Consider the following 13,251-nt stretch of genomic DNA (forward strand, 5'->3'; position numbering starts at 1 on the left):
TCGGTCCGCGCGCGCGCTCCGGTTGGATGGACCCATGCAGACACCCCCGGCCGCGCCCGCGCGGCTGCTCCTCACCCGGCACGCGCCGACGCCCTGGAACCGGGAGTACCGCTACGACTCGCGCACCGACATCGACGTCGACGACGACGCGGCCGCGCAGCTCGCGCCCCTCGCGGCGCGGCTGCGCGGAGAGGGCGTCCAGCGGATCCTCGTGAGCACGATGGCGCGCGCCCGCAGCACCGCGCGGATCCTGCAGGAGCAGGGCGTCGCGCCGGGCGTCGTGCCCGAGCCGCGGCCCGAGCTGGTGGAGCTCGACTTCGGCGGCTTCGAGGGGATCACGCGCGACGAGCTCCGCGGACCCGTGCACGGCGCGGCGTTCGCGGCCTGGCTCACGGGCGAGGATGGCGAGCCGGCGGCGCCGGGCGGCGGCGAGACGTGGGCGGCGGCGGCCGTGCGGGCGCGCGCGGTCCTCGAGGACGTGGCGGCGGATCCGCGCACCACGCTCGTGGTCGCGCACGGCTACCTGCTCCGTGTGCTCTACCTCACGGCGCTCCGCCGGTCGCCCGCGCTCACGCGGTCCCTGGTGTGGGCGAACGGGCAGCTCATCGAGCTGGAGCGCGACGGATCCGGGTGGCGCGAGCGCGGGACGGACGCCCCGCCGGCGCCGGCGGGCTAGTCGTCGGCGACGGACGGGTCCGTGCAGTCCGCGGGGTAGCGGAGCTCGAACACGACGTCGTCGATCGTGCCCGTCCACACCATGTCGTCGCCGCGGCGCGCGAGCGGGCCGTCGGTGAGGTCGATGGCGTCGGCCAGGCCGAGCCCCGCGATCCACGACTCGATCACCTCGCGCCGCACCTCGGGCGCGTACGCGTCGGCGTCACCCGAGAAGTGCACGCCCTCCCACGGGCCGCCGAGCTGCCACGCGAGCGGCGGCAGTCCGCGGATCTCGCCCTCGGCGTTCCAGGCCAGGCCGATGGAGGTCTCGATCGCCAGCCGCGTGATGCGGCGCTCGGTGGGGACGTGCTCGGGTGCGGTCGACACGGTGTCTCCTCGTGCGGCCGGTGCGGCCGTGGTCGTGCGGGGGATCACCCGCACCGTAACGAAGGCGCAGGCCGCCCCGCCACCCGCATGCGCGGCGCGGACATGCGACGGGACTCCGGGACGGTCGTATTTCCTCACGCGATGGGTGAGAGGATGAGCGCGGCGGAGGCAGGGGATCCGGGCGGGGGACCGCGCGGGACCGGCACCGCTCGCCGGGCGCATCGGGGGATGACGACCACGGCGCGCGACCACACGAGGGGGATGCATGGCGCTCACGACCGCCACCGCACTACGCGAGGACGACGTCACCGTCGTCACCGCCACGGGGCTGCTCAACATGGCGGCGGCGCCGGAACTCCGGCAGGCGATCCACGACGCGCTCGAGCCCGCGCCGCGGCGGATCGTCGTCGACCTCGCCGGCGTCGAGTTCATCGACTCGTCCGGCCTCGGCGCCCTCATCGCGGGCCTCCGGGCGGCGCGCGACGGCGGCGGTGATCTCCGCATCGCGGCACCCGGCCCCCAGGTCGCGATGGTGCTCCAGATCTCCAACCTCGACCGCGTGCTCGTCTCCACGCCGACCGCCGAGGCGGCCTACCGTGACTGAGACCACCCGCAGCCTCACGCTCCAGTCCCCGCCCGACGACGTGGACGCGGTCCACGAGCTCGTCGCGGGCCTCTGGGACGACCGCCCCGACGTGGGCGCGCTCGACCGCATGGCGTTCGAGACGGCGCTCGTCGAGCTCGCGTCCAACGTGATCGAGCACGCGGACCACGGCCAGGGCGTCACCTGCGTGGTGAGCGTCACGGTCGACGACGGCGTGATGAGCGCGAAGCTGCGCGACGGATCCGAGCCGGGCGACTTCCGGCTCGTCCGCCGCGAGATGCCGGGCGCCGACGCCGAGTCCGGCCGCGGCCTCGCCATGGTGCAGATGCTGTGCGACGAGCTGACCTACGACCGGGTCGGCGGCGAGAACGTGTGGAGCGTCCGCCGGACCCGGATCGAGCCCGAGGCGTCCTGATGGTCGCGCCCGTGCCCGCTCCACGGCGCGCCGCGGCCTCCCTGCCCGACTGGGTCGGCCGCGCGGCCTGGATCCCCGAGTCCTCCGCCCGCCCCGGATCCGCCGGCACGTCCGGCCCCACCCCCGCGCTCAAGCAGCTGCCGATGCTGGTGCTCTTCGTCCTCGCGGTGCTCACCAGCCTCAGCGTGCCGTCGCTCGCCGTCACCGCGCCGCGCTCGCTCGTCATCGGCTGCGGGGTCGTCGTGGTCGCCACCCTCCTCGCCCTCCTCGTGACCTGGCGCCCCGACCTCGCCCGCTTCGCCGAGCTGGTGCCCGCGCTCGACTTCCTGGCCGTGGGGATGCTGCGGATCGCGACGGGCGAGAACGCCTCCATCTACGGATCGCTCGTCATCCTGCCGGTCGTCTGGTTCAGCCTCAATCCGGGGCGCTGGAACGTGCTCGTCGCGTTCCTCGGCGTGTACGTGACCCTCGGCCTGCCGCTCCTCCTCGGGCTCGGGGATCAGAACGCGAACGAGCTGTGGCGCGGGTTCTTCAGCGCCCTCGCCTTCGGGGTCGCGGCGCTCGTGGTCAACGAGCTGTCCCGGCGCACCCGCTTCAGCCTCGAGGCCTCGCGCGACCGCGAGCGGGTGAGCGAGGAGGAGCTGACCCGGGCGTCCATCGTGCAGCAGGCGCTCCTGCCGAAGACGACCGTGCCGCTCCCCGGCTACCAGGTCGCGGGCGCGTGCCTGCCGTCCAAGGCCGTGGGCGGCGACTTCTTCGACTGGTACCCGGTGAAGGAGGGCCTCGCGTTCACCCTTGGCGACGTGATGGGCAAGGGCGTGGGGGCGGGGATCATCGCGGCCACCGCGCGCGCGGTCGTGCGCAGCGCCAAGAACGTGCCGGATCCCGTCGCGGCCATCGAGCGCACCTCCGACTGCTTCACCGCGGAGCTGAGCGCGGCCGCCTCCTTCGCGACGGTCTTCCACGCGCGCGTCCGCGCCGAGGACCACACCGTCCTCTACGCCGACGCGGGCCACGGCCTCTCCGCGCTGGTGCGCGCGGACGGCACGCACGAGCGCCTCGAGTCGACGGATCTCCCCGTCGGCGTTCCCGGGGCGGCCGGCTGGCGGACCCACGAGATCCTGCTCGGCCCCGGCGACCTCATCGTCACCTTCAGCGACGGCGTCCTCGACCTCTACGACGGCACGCTGCGCGCGGTGGAGCAGGTCGCCGAGCTGGCGTGCGCGTCCGCGTCGGCGGAGGAGCTGGTGGGGCGGATCACCGCGCTCGCCGGCGGCCAGGCGAACCCGGACGACGTCACCGTGGTGGTGCTGCGCCGCGACTCCTGAGAGCCCTCCGTATCCGGGGAGGGCTCCGAACACCCCGGCATACACTCGACGCAGGCGCCGCGGTCCGGGGGGATCGTGCGGCGGGCGGCACAACGCCCGACGCGACCGGTTCCGGATCCACCAGGGGGACACATGACCACGCAGGCACCCGTCGCGCGCTCGGGCGGATCCGACCCGGCGGGACGGGCCACCGGCAGCGTCTCGGGGCTGGACGAGCAGGCGCGGCTCCGCGCCGTGCAGGACCTCCGGCTGGTGGGATCCACCGCCGAGGAGCGCTTCGACCGCGTCACCCGCATCGCGCGCGAGCTGTTCGACGTGCCCGTGGCCGAGATCAACCTCGTGGGCGACACGGAGCAGTTCACGAAGTCGCCGCAGCCCAAGGGCGTCTCGCTGCTGTCGGACCGCACGCAGTCGTTCTGCGACGTCGCCATCCGCGGCTCCGAGATCCTGGTCGTGCCGGACGCGACCCAGGACGAGCGCTTCGCGCACCGGACCACCGTCACGGGTCCCCGCCACATCCGCTTCTACGCCGGCCGCCCGCTCCTCTCCGGCGGCCAGACCGTCGGCACGCTCTGCCTCGTCGACACCGAGGCGCGCGACCTCGCGCCCGCGCAGGAGAAGCTGCTCGACGAGATGGGCGCCTGGGTCGAGCGGGAGCTGCGCGACAGCAGGGACGAGGAGCTCGCGGGCGAGATCCAGCGACGGCTCCTGCCCGTCGACCGTCCGCTCTGGCCCGACTTCGACCTCGCCGGCATCAGCCTCCCGGCCCGTGGCGTCGGCGGCGACTTCTACGCGTGGGGCGAGGATCCCGACGGGCTGCACCTGACCATCGCCGACGTGATGGGGAAGGGCGCGGGCGCTGCCATCCTCGCGTCCGCCGTGCGGTCGGCGTTCCAGGCGCATCGCGGCCCGGACGCGGAGCGCACGGTCACCGCGGTGCAGGCTCAGCTGCAGGCCGACCTCGACGTCACCGAGACGTTCGCGACGTTCCTGCACTGCCGCATCGACGGATCCACCGGCGCCTTCTCCTACGCGGACGGCGGCCACGGCCTCACCGTGCTCCTCCGCGCGGACGGCACGCACGAGATGCTCCCGGCGCTCGGCCTCCCGCTCGGCGTCGTGGCCGACGCGAGCTGGGCGACCCACCCGGGCGCGATCGCGCCGGGCGACCGGCTCCTGGTCTTCACCGACGGCGCGCTCGACCTCTTCGACGGATCCCTCGACTCGGTCGCCCCGCTCGTGGAGCTGGTGCGCACGGCCGAGGACGCGGCGGAGACGGTGCAGCGCATCGCGGACGCGGCCGCCGCGGCCGCCGCGCGCGGCACCCTCGGCGACGACGTGTCGGCGGTGTGCGTCCGCTACGCGGGCGGCGCCTGAGCGGCGGTCCGACTGCCGCTTCAGTCGCCTGGGGTCCCGTCCCTCCCGGCCGCGCTGACCATGGCGGCTGCTTCGCGTCGCCGCGCTCGCTTCACGCGCGCCGCCCTCCATCGTGTCCTCGCGATGTCGGCGGTCTCCCGGACGGACGCCAATCGGACCACCGGCTCGAGGCCGGACACCCGCATCGCCTTCCTCCGCATGTTGCGAGCCGTCCACGCGGCGAACATCGACAGGAGTCCGACCAGCCCGCCGATGAAGAACAGGATCCCGAGGGCGAGGGTCGAGGCGCGTGCCGGTGATTCCGCGTGCGCCTGCGGCGACTCGAGGAGTACGAAGCCGCCGACTACCAAGACCGTGCAGTAGGTGCTGAACAGCCCGGTGAGCACAGTCGGCATCTCCGTTGGCGAGCGTCGGATCCGGAAGTCGACGGTACCCGCGCGGATGATCCATCGCAGCCTGTGGAGCTCCTGCTCGTGGGCGCGCTGTGCTGTAGCGGCATCGAGGTGCGGGTCCATGCCGGCGGTGCCCATCGCCTCCAGGAGCTCGAGGATCCGTCCGGCCTGCTCTGTCCGTTCCGTCCGACGCTGCTCGCGTCGTTCGTTCAGCCTGAGCGCGATCGTCGCTGCGACGCTCACCCCGCTAACCACGACCCCCAGCGCCGACCACTCCCACATCATGACGTCGCCGCGAGCGGCTGCAGGCTCGGGTGGTCGCGCACCGCGTCGAGGCCCTGAGTGCCGAGCACCGTGAGCACGGCGGCGATGGGGGCGTCGACGCCGCGGAGGCGCAGCGGCTCGACGTCGGGGAACTGGCAGACGAGCGCCCACTCGCGCACCTCGGGGTAGACCGCGGTCATGCCCGCGTACCAGAACGCGAGCCACCGGCCGCCGACCTGGCAGAGGAGCCGGCGGTCGGAGATCACGAGCCGGACGGGCTGCAGCTCGCGCCACCGCTCGGCGGCCTGCTGCTCCGCCGCGTTCCGCCGGGACGCGTTCCCGAGGGCCGCGACCGCCATCCCGCCGAGCACGAAGGCCGGGCTCCCGACGAGGAAGCCGCCGGAGCGCGCGTACGTGACGTCCTGCCCGTAGTACCGCTCGTAGTCCGCCTCCACGTCGTAGAGGAACACCTCCCCGGGCTCGGCGACGACGTCCCAGACGGGGAAGCCGGGCGGGCGCTCCCCGCGCAGCAGCGCCGCGCGGAGACGGCACGCCTCGGCCCAGCCCGCCGCGCTCCGGACGGCGAGGTCTTGCGCGGCCTCGGCCTGGCGGGCCGGCCGGGCGAGCTCGTGCCGGGCGCCGCGGACCATCCCGGCGAGCACGCGCGCGCCGCGCACCAGGGTCCGCACGGCCGCGACGCAGAGGAGGAGGAGCACGAGCCCGGGGATGAGGGTCTCGGGTCGCGTGAGCACCGACGGATCCGCGGCCGCGGTCAGGAGCGCGAGCAGCCCCATGCCGAGCACGAGCAGAGCCGGCCAGCAGAGCAGCAGGCGGAACCAGCCCGGCACCTCGCGCTTCACGACTCCGCTCCCGCCGGATCCCGCCGCGGCGCGCACGGCAGCGGCTCGCCCGCCTCGGTGGTGGCGGAGGTGCGCGCGAAGGGACCGGTCGGGCCCATGAGCACGGCGAGGTGGTAGTCGGCGTGATCCCGCCACCAGACGCTCATGCCGGTCGCGCCCTCGAGTCGCAGGGCCTCCCACGCGAGCCACAGCGCCTCGAGCCGCGCGACGGCCTCGGGGTGGCGCCACCACTCCGGATCCCACCGGCTCTCGCCGCGCGGGCTCACCTCGCGACGGTAGGCGGGCGCGAGGAACCCGCGCACGAACGCGTCGACGTCGGCGAAGACCGGTCCCGCGGATGCGGACGCGGCGGGCGCGTCGCCCCAGCCGAACGCGTCCGTCACGACGCGGCCCCCGGCGCCGCCGCGCGGCCGGCGACCGCGCGGGCGTCGGCGGCCGCGAGCGAGGCGCGGATGACGGCGGCCTCGGGCCCGTCCATCCACGGCACGGTCGCGATCATGGAGGCGCGCACCCCCGACGCGAGCAGCACGGCGCGGCCGCGGGGGAGCTCCGCGAGCTCCGAGGTGTCGAGGATCCGGCGCCGGTCGTTCTGCACGCTCGTGGAGCGGACGCCGCGCGTCGTCGAGCTGGAGACCGTCTCGTGGTCGTAGTCGCCGATGAGCTCGGACAGCTCCCGCAGCCACTCCGCCTCCTTCACGCCGCCGAGGTACACGACCTCGTTCGCGGCGCTGAAGAGCTTGCGCATGCCCTCCCGGCCGAACACGTCGACGCCCTGCGCGTACGACTGGAAGATCGAGAGGACGGGGATCCCGCGCGAGCCGAGGTGCGAGTAGAGGTCGGGCAGCTCCTTCCACCGGCACACGTTCGCGGCCTCGTCGAGCACGCACACGAGCGGCGTGGTCAGGCGGCCGCCCGGCTGCGTGCGGGCGAGGCGCTCGGCGGCCTCGACGATCGCGACCGTGAGCGCCGTGACGAGCGGCGCGGCCGTGCCCTCGCCCTCCACGGAGAGGGAGTACAGGGTGTCGGAGGAGCGCACGAAGGCGTCGGGGTCGAGCCGGGGGCGGGGATCCGCGGCCGCGTCGCCGCCGGCGGGGGTGATCCACCGGTTGATGCGGCTGCTGCGCACGCACGACGCCATCTTCCGGGCCGTCGCGTACACGCCGTCGCGCTGCCGCGGCGAGGTGCGCGACGCGCTCTCGACGTCGTCCGCGATGAGCGGGTAGCCGCCGCGGCGGAGGATGCCCACCATCTCGCGCTCGTCGGGATCCGTGAGCCAGCCGAGCACGTCCGTGATGGGCCGGCGGTCGAGCGCCGCCGCGAGGAGGAGGCCCGTGAGCAGGTCCTTGCCCGCCGCGTCGAAGAAGGCGTCGCCGCGGTCGTCGGGCTCCCGGGATCCCGCGGCGAAGTGCCCGGCGAGCTTCGCGGCGGAGGTGTCGTCGACGACGGAGGAGAGCGGGTCCCACCACCAGGTCGGCTCCTCGTCCACCACCTGCTGCGGGTCGAACACCCACGCGGTGCCGACGCCCGCGCGGAGGTCGCGCGTGGCGCGCACGACGTCGGGCTTGTTGGAGGTGGTGACGAGCGCGCCGGGCGCCGCGAGGATCGCGGGCACCACGAGCGACGTGGTCTTGCCGACGCGGGGCCCGGCGATGCCGACGACCACGTCCTCCCACGAGGCGTAGACCATGCCGCCGGAGCGGAGGTCGCGGCCGAGCGGCAGCCCGGGGCGCCCGGGCACGCCGAGGCGCGCGGCCTTCGCGAGGGACGCGCGCTCGTGCAGCTCGTCGAGGTCGGACGCGGAGGCGAGGTAGCGGGCGCTGCGGTCGACGCGCGTGCGTCCGCGGCCGAGGCGGCGGACGGCGCGCGCGACGGCGACCGCGAGCGCCGTGAGGAGCGCGGCGACGACCACGGCGATCACGACCGCGAGAGGGGTCCAGGCGACCTCGCCCTTCTTCAGCGCGATGGCGACGGCGAGCGGATCCCCGGGCAGCGCCGCCCCCTGGCCCGTGAGCGCGTGGGCCGCGGCGAGTCCCGCCCACGCGGAGGCGAGCAGGCCGGCGGCGATGCCGATCGCCCACGTCGCGATGATCGTGCCCGGGTTCGCGCGCCCCGGCTCGGCCCGGCGGTTGGTCTGCTCGGCCCTCATGCGGCGCCGGCCTCCACGATCTCGCGCGCGGCGTCGAACCCGTCGACGGCCCCGCCCCCGGCCGGCTCCGGCGGACGCCCGGTCGCCTCGTCGGGCTCCGGGAACGACTCGGTCGCGTGCCACGCCTTGTTGGTGTCGTTGATGTGCCGCTCCTCCTCGGTGAGCTCGACGTGCACGGGGATCCCGGGGTGCCCGCCGACCTTGATGAGGAACCGGCCGCGTCCCGGCGGCTCCTGGTCGGGCGACCAGCCGGGCGGGTTCTGCCACGACATCACGAGGTCCTGCTCCGAGCGCGACAGCGCCACCGCCTGCGTGAGCATCGACATCTCCGCGCGCGGCAGGCCGCCCGCGACGACCATGCCGGCGCGCTCGACGAAGCCGCGCGCCTTCATCCGGTCCTGCTCGTCGGCGAGCGCGAGGAGGTCCGACATGGTGTGCGTGATCATCGCGAGCCCCACGCCGCGCTGCCGGTTGAGGCGCGTGAGCGAGTCGATGCGGTCGACGATGCCCTTGCCCACGCGGAGCGCGCGCCACAGCTCGTCCATCACGATGAGGTAGTGCCGGCGGGGCTGGAGGCCGGCGTCGGCGAGGGCGGTGGCGACGTTCACCGTGCCGAAGCCCTGCGACCAGCAGGCCAGGAGCACGGCGGCCTGGAGGTCGGTGTCGGACTCGTCGATGGACGACACGTCGTAGACCACCGGCCGGTCGTGGCGCATGGCCACGTCGGTCTGCTGCGCGAAGATCTCGCCCAGCCGGCCGCCGCGCGTGAGGCTGATGAGGCTGGCCTCGAGCCCGCGGGTGATCTCCTGGTACCGCCCGAGGTCGCCGCGGTCGACGGCCACGTCGCGCACGGCGGGGTGGGCGTCCTGGATCACGCGCAGCAGGTCGGCGAGCACGGGCACGCCGGGGAACTCGTCGTCGAGCACGCGCAGGGCGGCGTCGATGATCGACTCCTCCACGTCGTCGGGCGCCTGCTTGCGGAGGATCGTCAGCAGCGACGAGACCATGGTGTTGCGGCGCCCGTGCGCGTCGGCGATGAGGCGCTGCCGCTCCTGCTCGAAGCCCGCGGCGCGCAGCTGCTCGGCGGCCTCGATCGCGCCGCCCGGGTCCAGCACGTTGAGGTGCCCGCGGCCCCGGCCGAGCGTGATGACCTGGCCGTCGAGCGCGTGCACCATGTCGACGTAGTCGGGCTTGAGGTCGCCGAGCACCAGCGGCAGGTAGCCCATGCCGTCGCCGCCCACGCACATGCGGCGGATGAGGGTCGACTTGCCGAGGCCGGGGAGGCCGAGGGCGAAGATCGACGGGTTCGAGATGATCCCGGACTGGAACCAGGAGATCGGGTCGGCGCAGACGGTGGCGCCCGTGTCGAGGTGGAGGCCGAGCGGCACGCCGCTGATGGGGCTGCTGGATCCCACGGCGTACGGCCACAGGCCGCACACCTGCACGGTGGTGCCGCGCCACTCCGGGGCGGGCTGCACGAGCACGGTCTCGCCGCGGGCGCGCCCGAGCCAGCCGCGCGGGGAGGGACGGCGGTGGGAGCGGGCGGCGGTGCGGAGGGCGCGGCGCTCCGCCCGGGTGGGCCGCGGCGCCTCGGGACGGGCCTCGGCCTCCGCCGCCGAGCGCGCCGCCTCGGCGGCGATCCTGCGGGTGCGGCGGGTGGCGGCCCGGCGGGACCCCTGGTCAAGCGCGGGCACGGGCGCTCCTCTCGTGGCGGGCGGCGGTCGCCGGGTGGGCGGTGGCGCGGCGGATCACAGCTGGTCCCGGATGTCGTGCGGGATGGCGAGGTGCCGCGGCAGCACGAGGCCGAGCGGCAGGCCCGCGGCGAACGCCGAGTCCTGCGAGCCGTGCACGACGCGCAGGCGGATGCGGGCCTGCGCGGAGAGGCTGTCGACCGCGGCGCGCGCGTCCTCGATGGTCGCCGGATCCTGCACGGTGGCCGTCACGACCATCCCGAAGTTGACGAGGCCGGCGCCGCCCGACTCCTCCGACTCGTTCGCGAAGGCCGCGATGACGTCCTTGCGCGACCGGCCGGTGGGGTTGCGCGTGGAGCCCACGAGGAACTCCGCGTCGCGCTTGTCGGCCTCGACGATGGCGGCGGCGCGCGCCGGGTCGATGGGCCGGTAGAGCATCGTGACGCGCTTGCGGGCGATGTGCCGGTGCGGCGCGAGCAGGCGGGACAGGATCGACTCGCCCACGTTCCCGCGCGGTGCCTGCGACATCATCCACGACACCGACAGCGCGGAGTCGTGTCGGTAGGAGTCCCACGCGGCCTGGTGCGCGGTCGGCCCGACCTCCGGCCAGTACAGCTCGGTGGCCTGGCCGGCGGAGTTCGCCTGGTCGATGAGGATCGCGGCGGCCGGGTCGTACGCGATCCGCACCACCTCGCACAGGTCCTGCGCCGTGAGCGGGCGGGCGGCTCCGGCACCGGTGGAGGACAGGCCCGAGGTGAGGCCGGGCAGCCGGTAGGCGAGCTCGCGGCCCATCTCCTCGGCGCTGCGGCGGGCCGCGCCGGTGCGCGCGGCGCCCGCGAAGGTGATGGCGACGTACGCCTTGATGGTCGCGGCGCCCGCCGGGTAGGTGGCCACGATCTTCCGCAGCACGCTCTTCGAGAACTCGGATCCGCGGTCGTCGATGCGTCCCAGCACCTCGGAGGCGAGCCGCGTGCCGGTGTCCGGCGCGGTCTCGAGCGTGACGGAGGCGGCCACGAGGCCGGGCTCGTCGGCGAGCGCCTCGAGCCAGGAGCCCCACTCGGCCACCCAGATGTCGACCTGCTCCTGGTCGACGAGCGCGGATCCGTCGGGCTCCGCCCCCAGCACGACCGTGAAGTCGTTGGTCGAGGGCACCTCGATGAGCGCGAACGGCCGCCCGTAGGAGTCCTTCCACTCGGTGAGGCGGGATCCCGCGGCGAGGCCCGGCAGCTGCGCCGTGCCCCACTCCGCGAAGCCCAGCGGCCCCGAGCGGTAGAGGTGCGCGCCGCGGTTGCGGGCGAACAGCCAGCCCGCGCGGTTCATGATCCGGATCATCCCCGACTCCCCGTGCTTGTCCTTGACCGCGACGGCGGCGAGCACGCCGGCGAACACCGCCGCCGTGATCACCCCGGCGACGAGTCCCTTGTTGGTGGCGACGATGATGACCATCACGGCCCCGGCGAACCCGAACATGGTCGGGAACATGCCGAGCCCGCCGACGCCGCGGGTGCGCGGCTTCCGCCAGTTGCCGTACGTGCGCGCGGTGGCGCGGCCCTCGATGGCGCTCATGGATCCGTGTCCCTACCTGGCCCCCGAGGGGCCCTCTCCCGCGGCGTCCTCGACGGCGCCCTTGGTGGCGTGCGCGGCCTTCTTGGCACCCTCGGCGAGCTTCGCGACGCCGAGCGCGGCGAGCCCGACGGGGCCCGCGACCGCGGCTCCGGCGGCGGCCGCTCCGCCGGCGGCGCCGCCCGCTGCCGCGCCGCTCGCGCCGGCGCCGGCCTTGGCTCCGGCAGCCGCGCCCTTGGCGGCGGTGCCGCTGCGTGCGCCGGCGCTGGCGTTGGCCGCGCCGGAGGGGCCGCCGCCCGCGCCTGAGCCGCCGCCTCCACCGCTGTTCGAACGGCTCGCCATGGATCCGGCCTGCTTGATCGCCCCGGAGGCCGCCTCGCCGGCCCCGCCCATCACGGCGCCCGCGACGGCGGCGCCGGACACCCCGCCCGCGGGGGCGACCATCGGCGCGATGAACCGCATGAGCGCGGGCAGCGCGATCAGCGCGATGAGCATGAGCGCGACCCCGGTGAGCACGGCCCAAATGCCCTGCCCGTCCTTCGCGAACAGGTCGGTGCCGATGAGGCGGAACGCGGCGGCGTAGACGAGGGCGGCTGCCGGCTTGTAGAGGATGAACGCGGTCAGCCATCCGAGCGACTTGCGGAACCACTGGTTCCCGGTCGGCGTGTTCGTGAAGCTCGCGGTGAGCGGCAGGATCCCGGCGAGGAGGACGAGCATCGCCGACCGGACGATCATCATGGCGATCTGCACGTACGAGATGAGGATCGCGATGAGGGCGAGGATCAGGACGCCGATCGTCCCCAAGGGCGACTGCGCGGTGAGCTGCATCATGAGCGCGATGTTGCTGCCGAAGCAGTTGCCGCCGACGTCCGCCACATCGCACTTGGTCGCCGCGTTCAGCACGCCGACCGCGAAGGCGTCACCGAGCCGGACGGCCAGCTGGATCACCGTGAGCCCGATGGTGGAGACCATCACGAGGGTGACCAGGGACCGGAGCAGCTCGCGGACCGGCTCCGCCCGCTGCGTCCACGCCAGCCGGATCCCCGCGAGGATCACCGACCCGACCGCCATCGCGAGGACGACGAACCACGTCGAGTTCTGCAAGAAACCCACGGCTGTGGTGGATCCGTCCGGAGCCGTCTTCGGAATGACCCAGGCGACCAGGGATGACGCGCTGGTGATGAGGAAGACGCCGCCGAGCACCAGCCCGAGCCGCCCGAGGGCGTCCATGCCCGTCTCCGAGGATCGGGCGCGCATGTAGAGGATCGCGAACCCGATGATCGAGAGGACGGCCACGACGAGCCCGATCCACGCGACGTACCCGAGCAGCGTGTCGAAGTCGCCCGTGACGGTCGAGTTCGGCTCGTAGCCGACGGTCGAGCCCTCGCCCTTCGTGAACTGCGGCCCCGGTATGTAGACCCACATGGTGCCGAGGGATGCGACGACCTTGCCGAAGGTCTCGAGCGCGGCGTCCATCAGCTGTTCGAGCGTGTTCTTCGCGCCTTGCTCGATGGCCGATGCGATCGCATCGGTCCCGCAGCCCACCAGATCGCCGAACCCGCAGGACATG

13 protein-coding genes are annotated in these 13,251 nt (G+C 74.5%); 5 read left to right on the plus strand and 8 right to left on the minus strand.

The window, feature by feature from the left end:
• Window positions 1–34 precede the first annotated feature (34 nt).
• Entirely contained in the window at window positions 35–676 is a 642-nt protein-coding gene (locus ITJ44_RS08940; protein ID WP_194634702.1) for a histidine phosphatase family protein, read from the plus strand.
• Here the strand turns inward: ITJ44_RS08940 and ITJ44_RS08945 are convergent.
• The gene (locus ITJ44_RS08945; protein WP_194634703.1) at window positions 673–1,041 is read right to left on the minus strand and encodes a hypothetical protein; all 369 of its coding nucleotides are present in this window, start codon (window positions 1,039–1,041) and stop codon (window positions 673–675) included. The genes ITJ44_RS08940 and ITJ44_RS08945 overlap by 4 nt on opposite strands.
• 265 nt (window positions 1,042–1,306) lie before the next feature.
• Between ITJ44_RS08945 and ITJ44_RS08950 the strand changes: the two genes are divergently transcribed.
• The 4 genes from ITJ44_RS08950 to ITJ44_RS08965 all read left to right on the plus strand — a co-directional run bounded on the left by ITJ44_RS08950 (window position 1,307) and on the right by ITJ44_RS08965 (window position 4,765).
• Complete coding sequence (locus tag ITJ44_RS08950; protein ID WP_194634705.1) at window positions 1,307–1,645, plus strand: STAS domain-containing protein; 339 nt, start codon at window positions 1,307–1,309, stop codon at window positions 1,643–1,645.
• A complete protein-coding gene (locus ITJ44_RS08955; RefSeq protein ID WP_194634707.1) occupies window positions 1,638–2,060 on the plus strand; it encodes an ATP-binding protein in 423 nt (140 codons plus the stop codon). The genes ITJ44_RS08950 and ITJ44_RS08955 overlap by 8 nt, the downstream gene beginning before the upstream one ends.
• An 11-nt stretch (window positions 2,061–2,071) precedes the next feature.
• On the plus strand, window positions 2,072–3,388 hold the full coding sequence (locus tag ITJ44_RS08960) for a PP2C family protein-serine/threonine phosphatase (RefSeq protein ID WP_370551659.1): 1,317 nt from the start codon (window positions 2,072–2,074) through the stop codon (window positions 3,386–3,388).
• A 132-nt stretch (window positions 3,389–3,520) separates the two neighbouring features.
• Window positions 3,521–4,765 (plus strand): PP2C family protein-serine/threonine phosphatase, encoded by a 1,245-nt coding sequence (locus ITJ44_RS08965; RefSeq protein WP_194634711.1) that lies wholly within the window; start codon window positions 3,521–3,523, stop codon window positions 4,763–4,765.
• 20 nt (window positions 4,766–4,785) lie between these two features.
• On the opposite strand, the gene ITJ44_RS08970 is transcribed toward ITJ44_RS08965, so the two are convergent.
• From ITJ44_RS08970 to ITJ44_RS09000, 7 genes are read right to left on the minus strand one after another with little or no spacing between them, the layout of a single operon-like run.
• On the minus strand, window positions 4,786–5,400 hold the full coding sequence (locus ITJ44_RS08970; RefSeq protein ID WP_194634713.1) for a hypothetical protein: 615 nt from the start codon (window positions 5,398–5,400) through the stop codon (window positions 4,786–4,788).
• A 38-nt stretch (window positions 5,401–5,438) separates the two neighbouring features.
• A complete protein-coding gene (locus ITJ44_RS08975; RefSeq protein WP_194634715.1) occupies window positions 5,439–6,281 on the minus strand; it encodes a hypothetical protein in 843 nt (280 codons plus the stop codon).
• Window positions 6,278–6,664: a DUF4913 domain-containing protein gene (locus tag ITJ44_RS08980; protein WP_194634717.1), complete on the minus strand. Its 387-nt coding sequence runs from the start codon at window positions 6,662–6,664 to the stop codon at window positions 6,278–6,280. The genes ITJ44_RS08975 and ITJ44_RS08980 overlap by 4 nt, the downstream gene beginning before the upstream one ends.
• Window positions 6,661–8,427, minus strand: a complete 1,767-nt coding sequence (locus ITJ44_RS08985) for a type IV secretory system conjugative DNA transfer family protein (RefSeq protein WP_194634719.1) — start codon at window positions 8,425–8,427, stop codon at window positions 6,661–6,663. The genes ITJ44_RS08980 and ITJ44_RS08985 overlap by 4 nt, the downstream gene beginning before the upstream one ends.
• On the minus strand, window positions 8,424–10,121 hold the full coding sequence (locus tag ITJ44_RS08990; RefSeq protein WP_194634721.1) for an ATP/GTP-binding protein: 1,698 nt from the start codon (window positions 10,119–10,121) through the stop codon (window positions 8,424–8,426). Before ITJ44_RS08990 ends, ITJ44_RS08985 begins: the two co-directional genes overlap by 4 nt.
• Window positions 10,122–10,175: 54 nt before the next feature.
• Entirely contained in the window at window positions 10,176–11,684 is a 1,509-nt protein-coding gene (locus tag ITJ44_RS08995; RefSeq protein ID WP_194634723.1) for an SCO6880 family protein, read from the minus strand.
• Window positions 11,685–11,696: 12 nt separating this feature from the next.
• Window positions 11,697–13,250 (minus strand): type IV secretion system protein, encoded by a 1,554-nt coding sequence (locus ITJ44_RS09000; protein WP_194634725.1) that lies wholly within the window; start codon window positions 13,248–13,250, stop codon window positions 11,697–11,699.
• Window position 13,251 lies beyond the last annotated feature (1 nt).

This window comes from Clavibacter sp. VKM Ac-2873 (genome assembly GCF_015351075.1).
Lineage (GTDB): Bacteria > Actinomycetota > Actinomycetes > Actinomycetales > Microbacteriaceae > Clavibacter.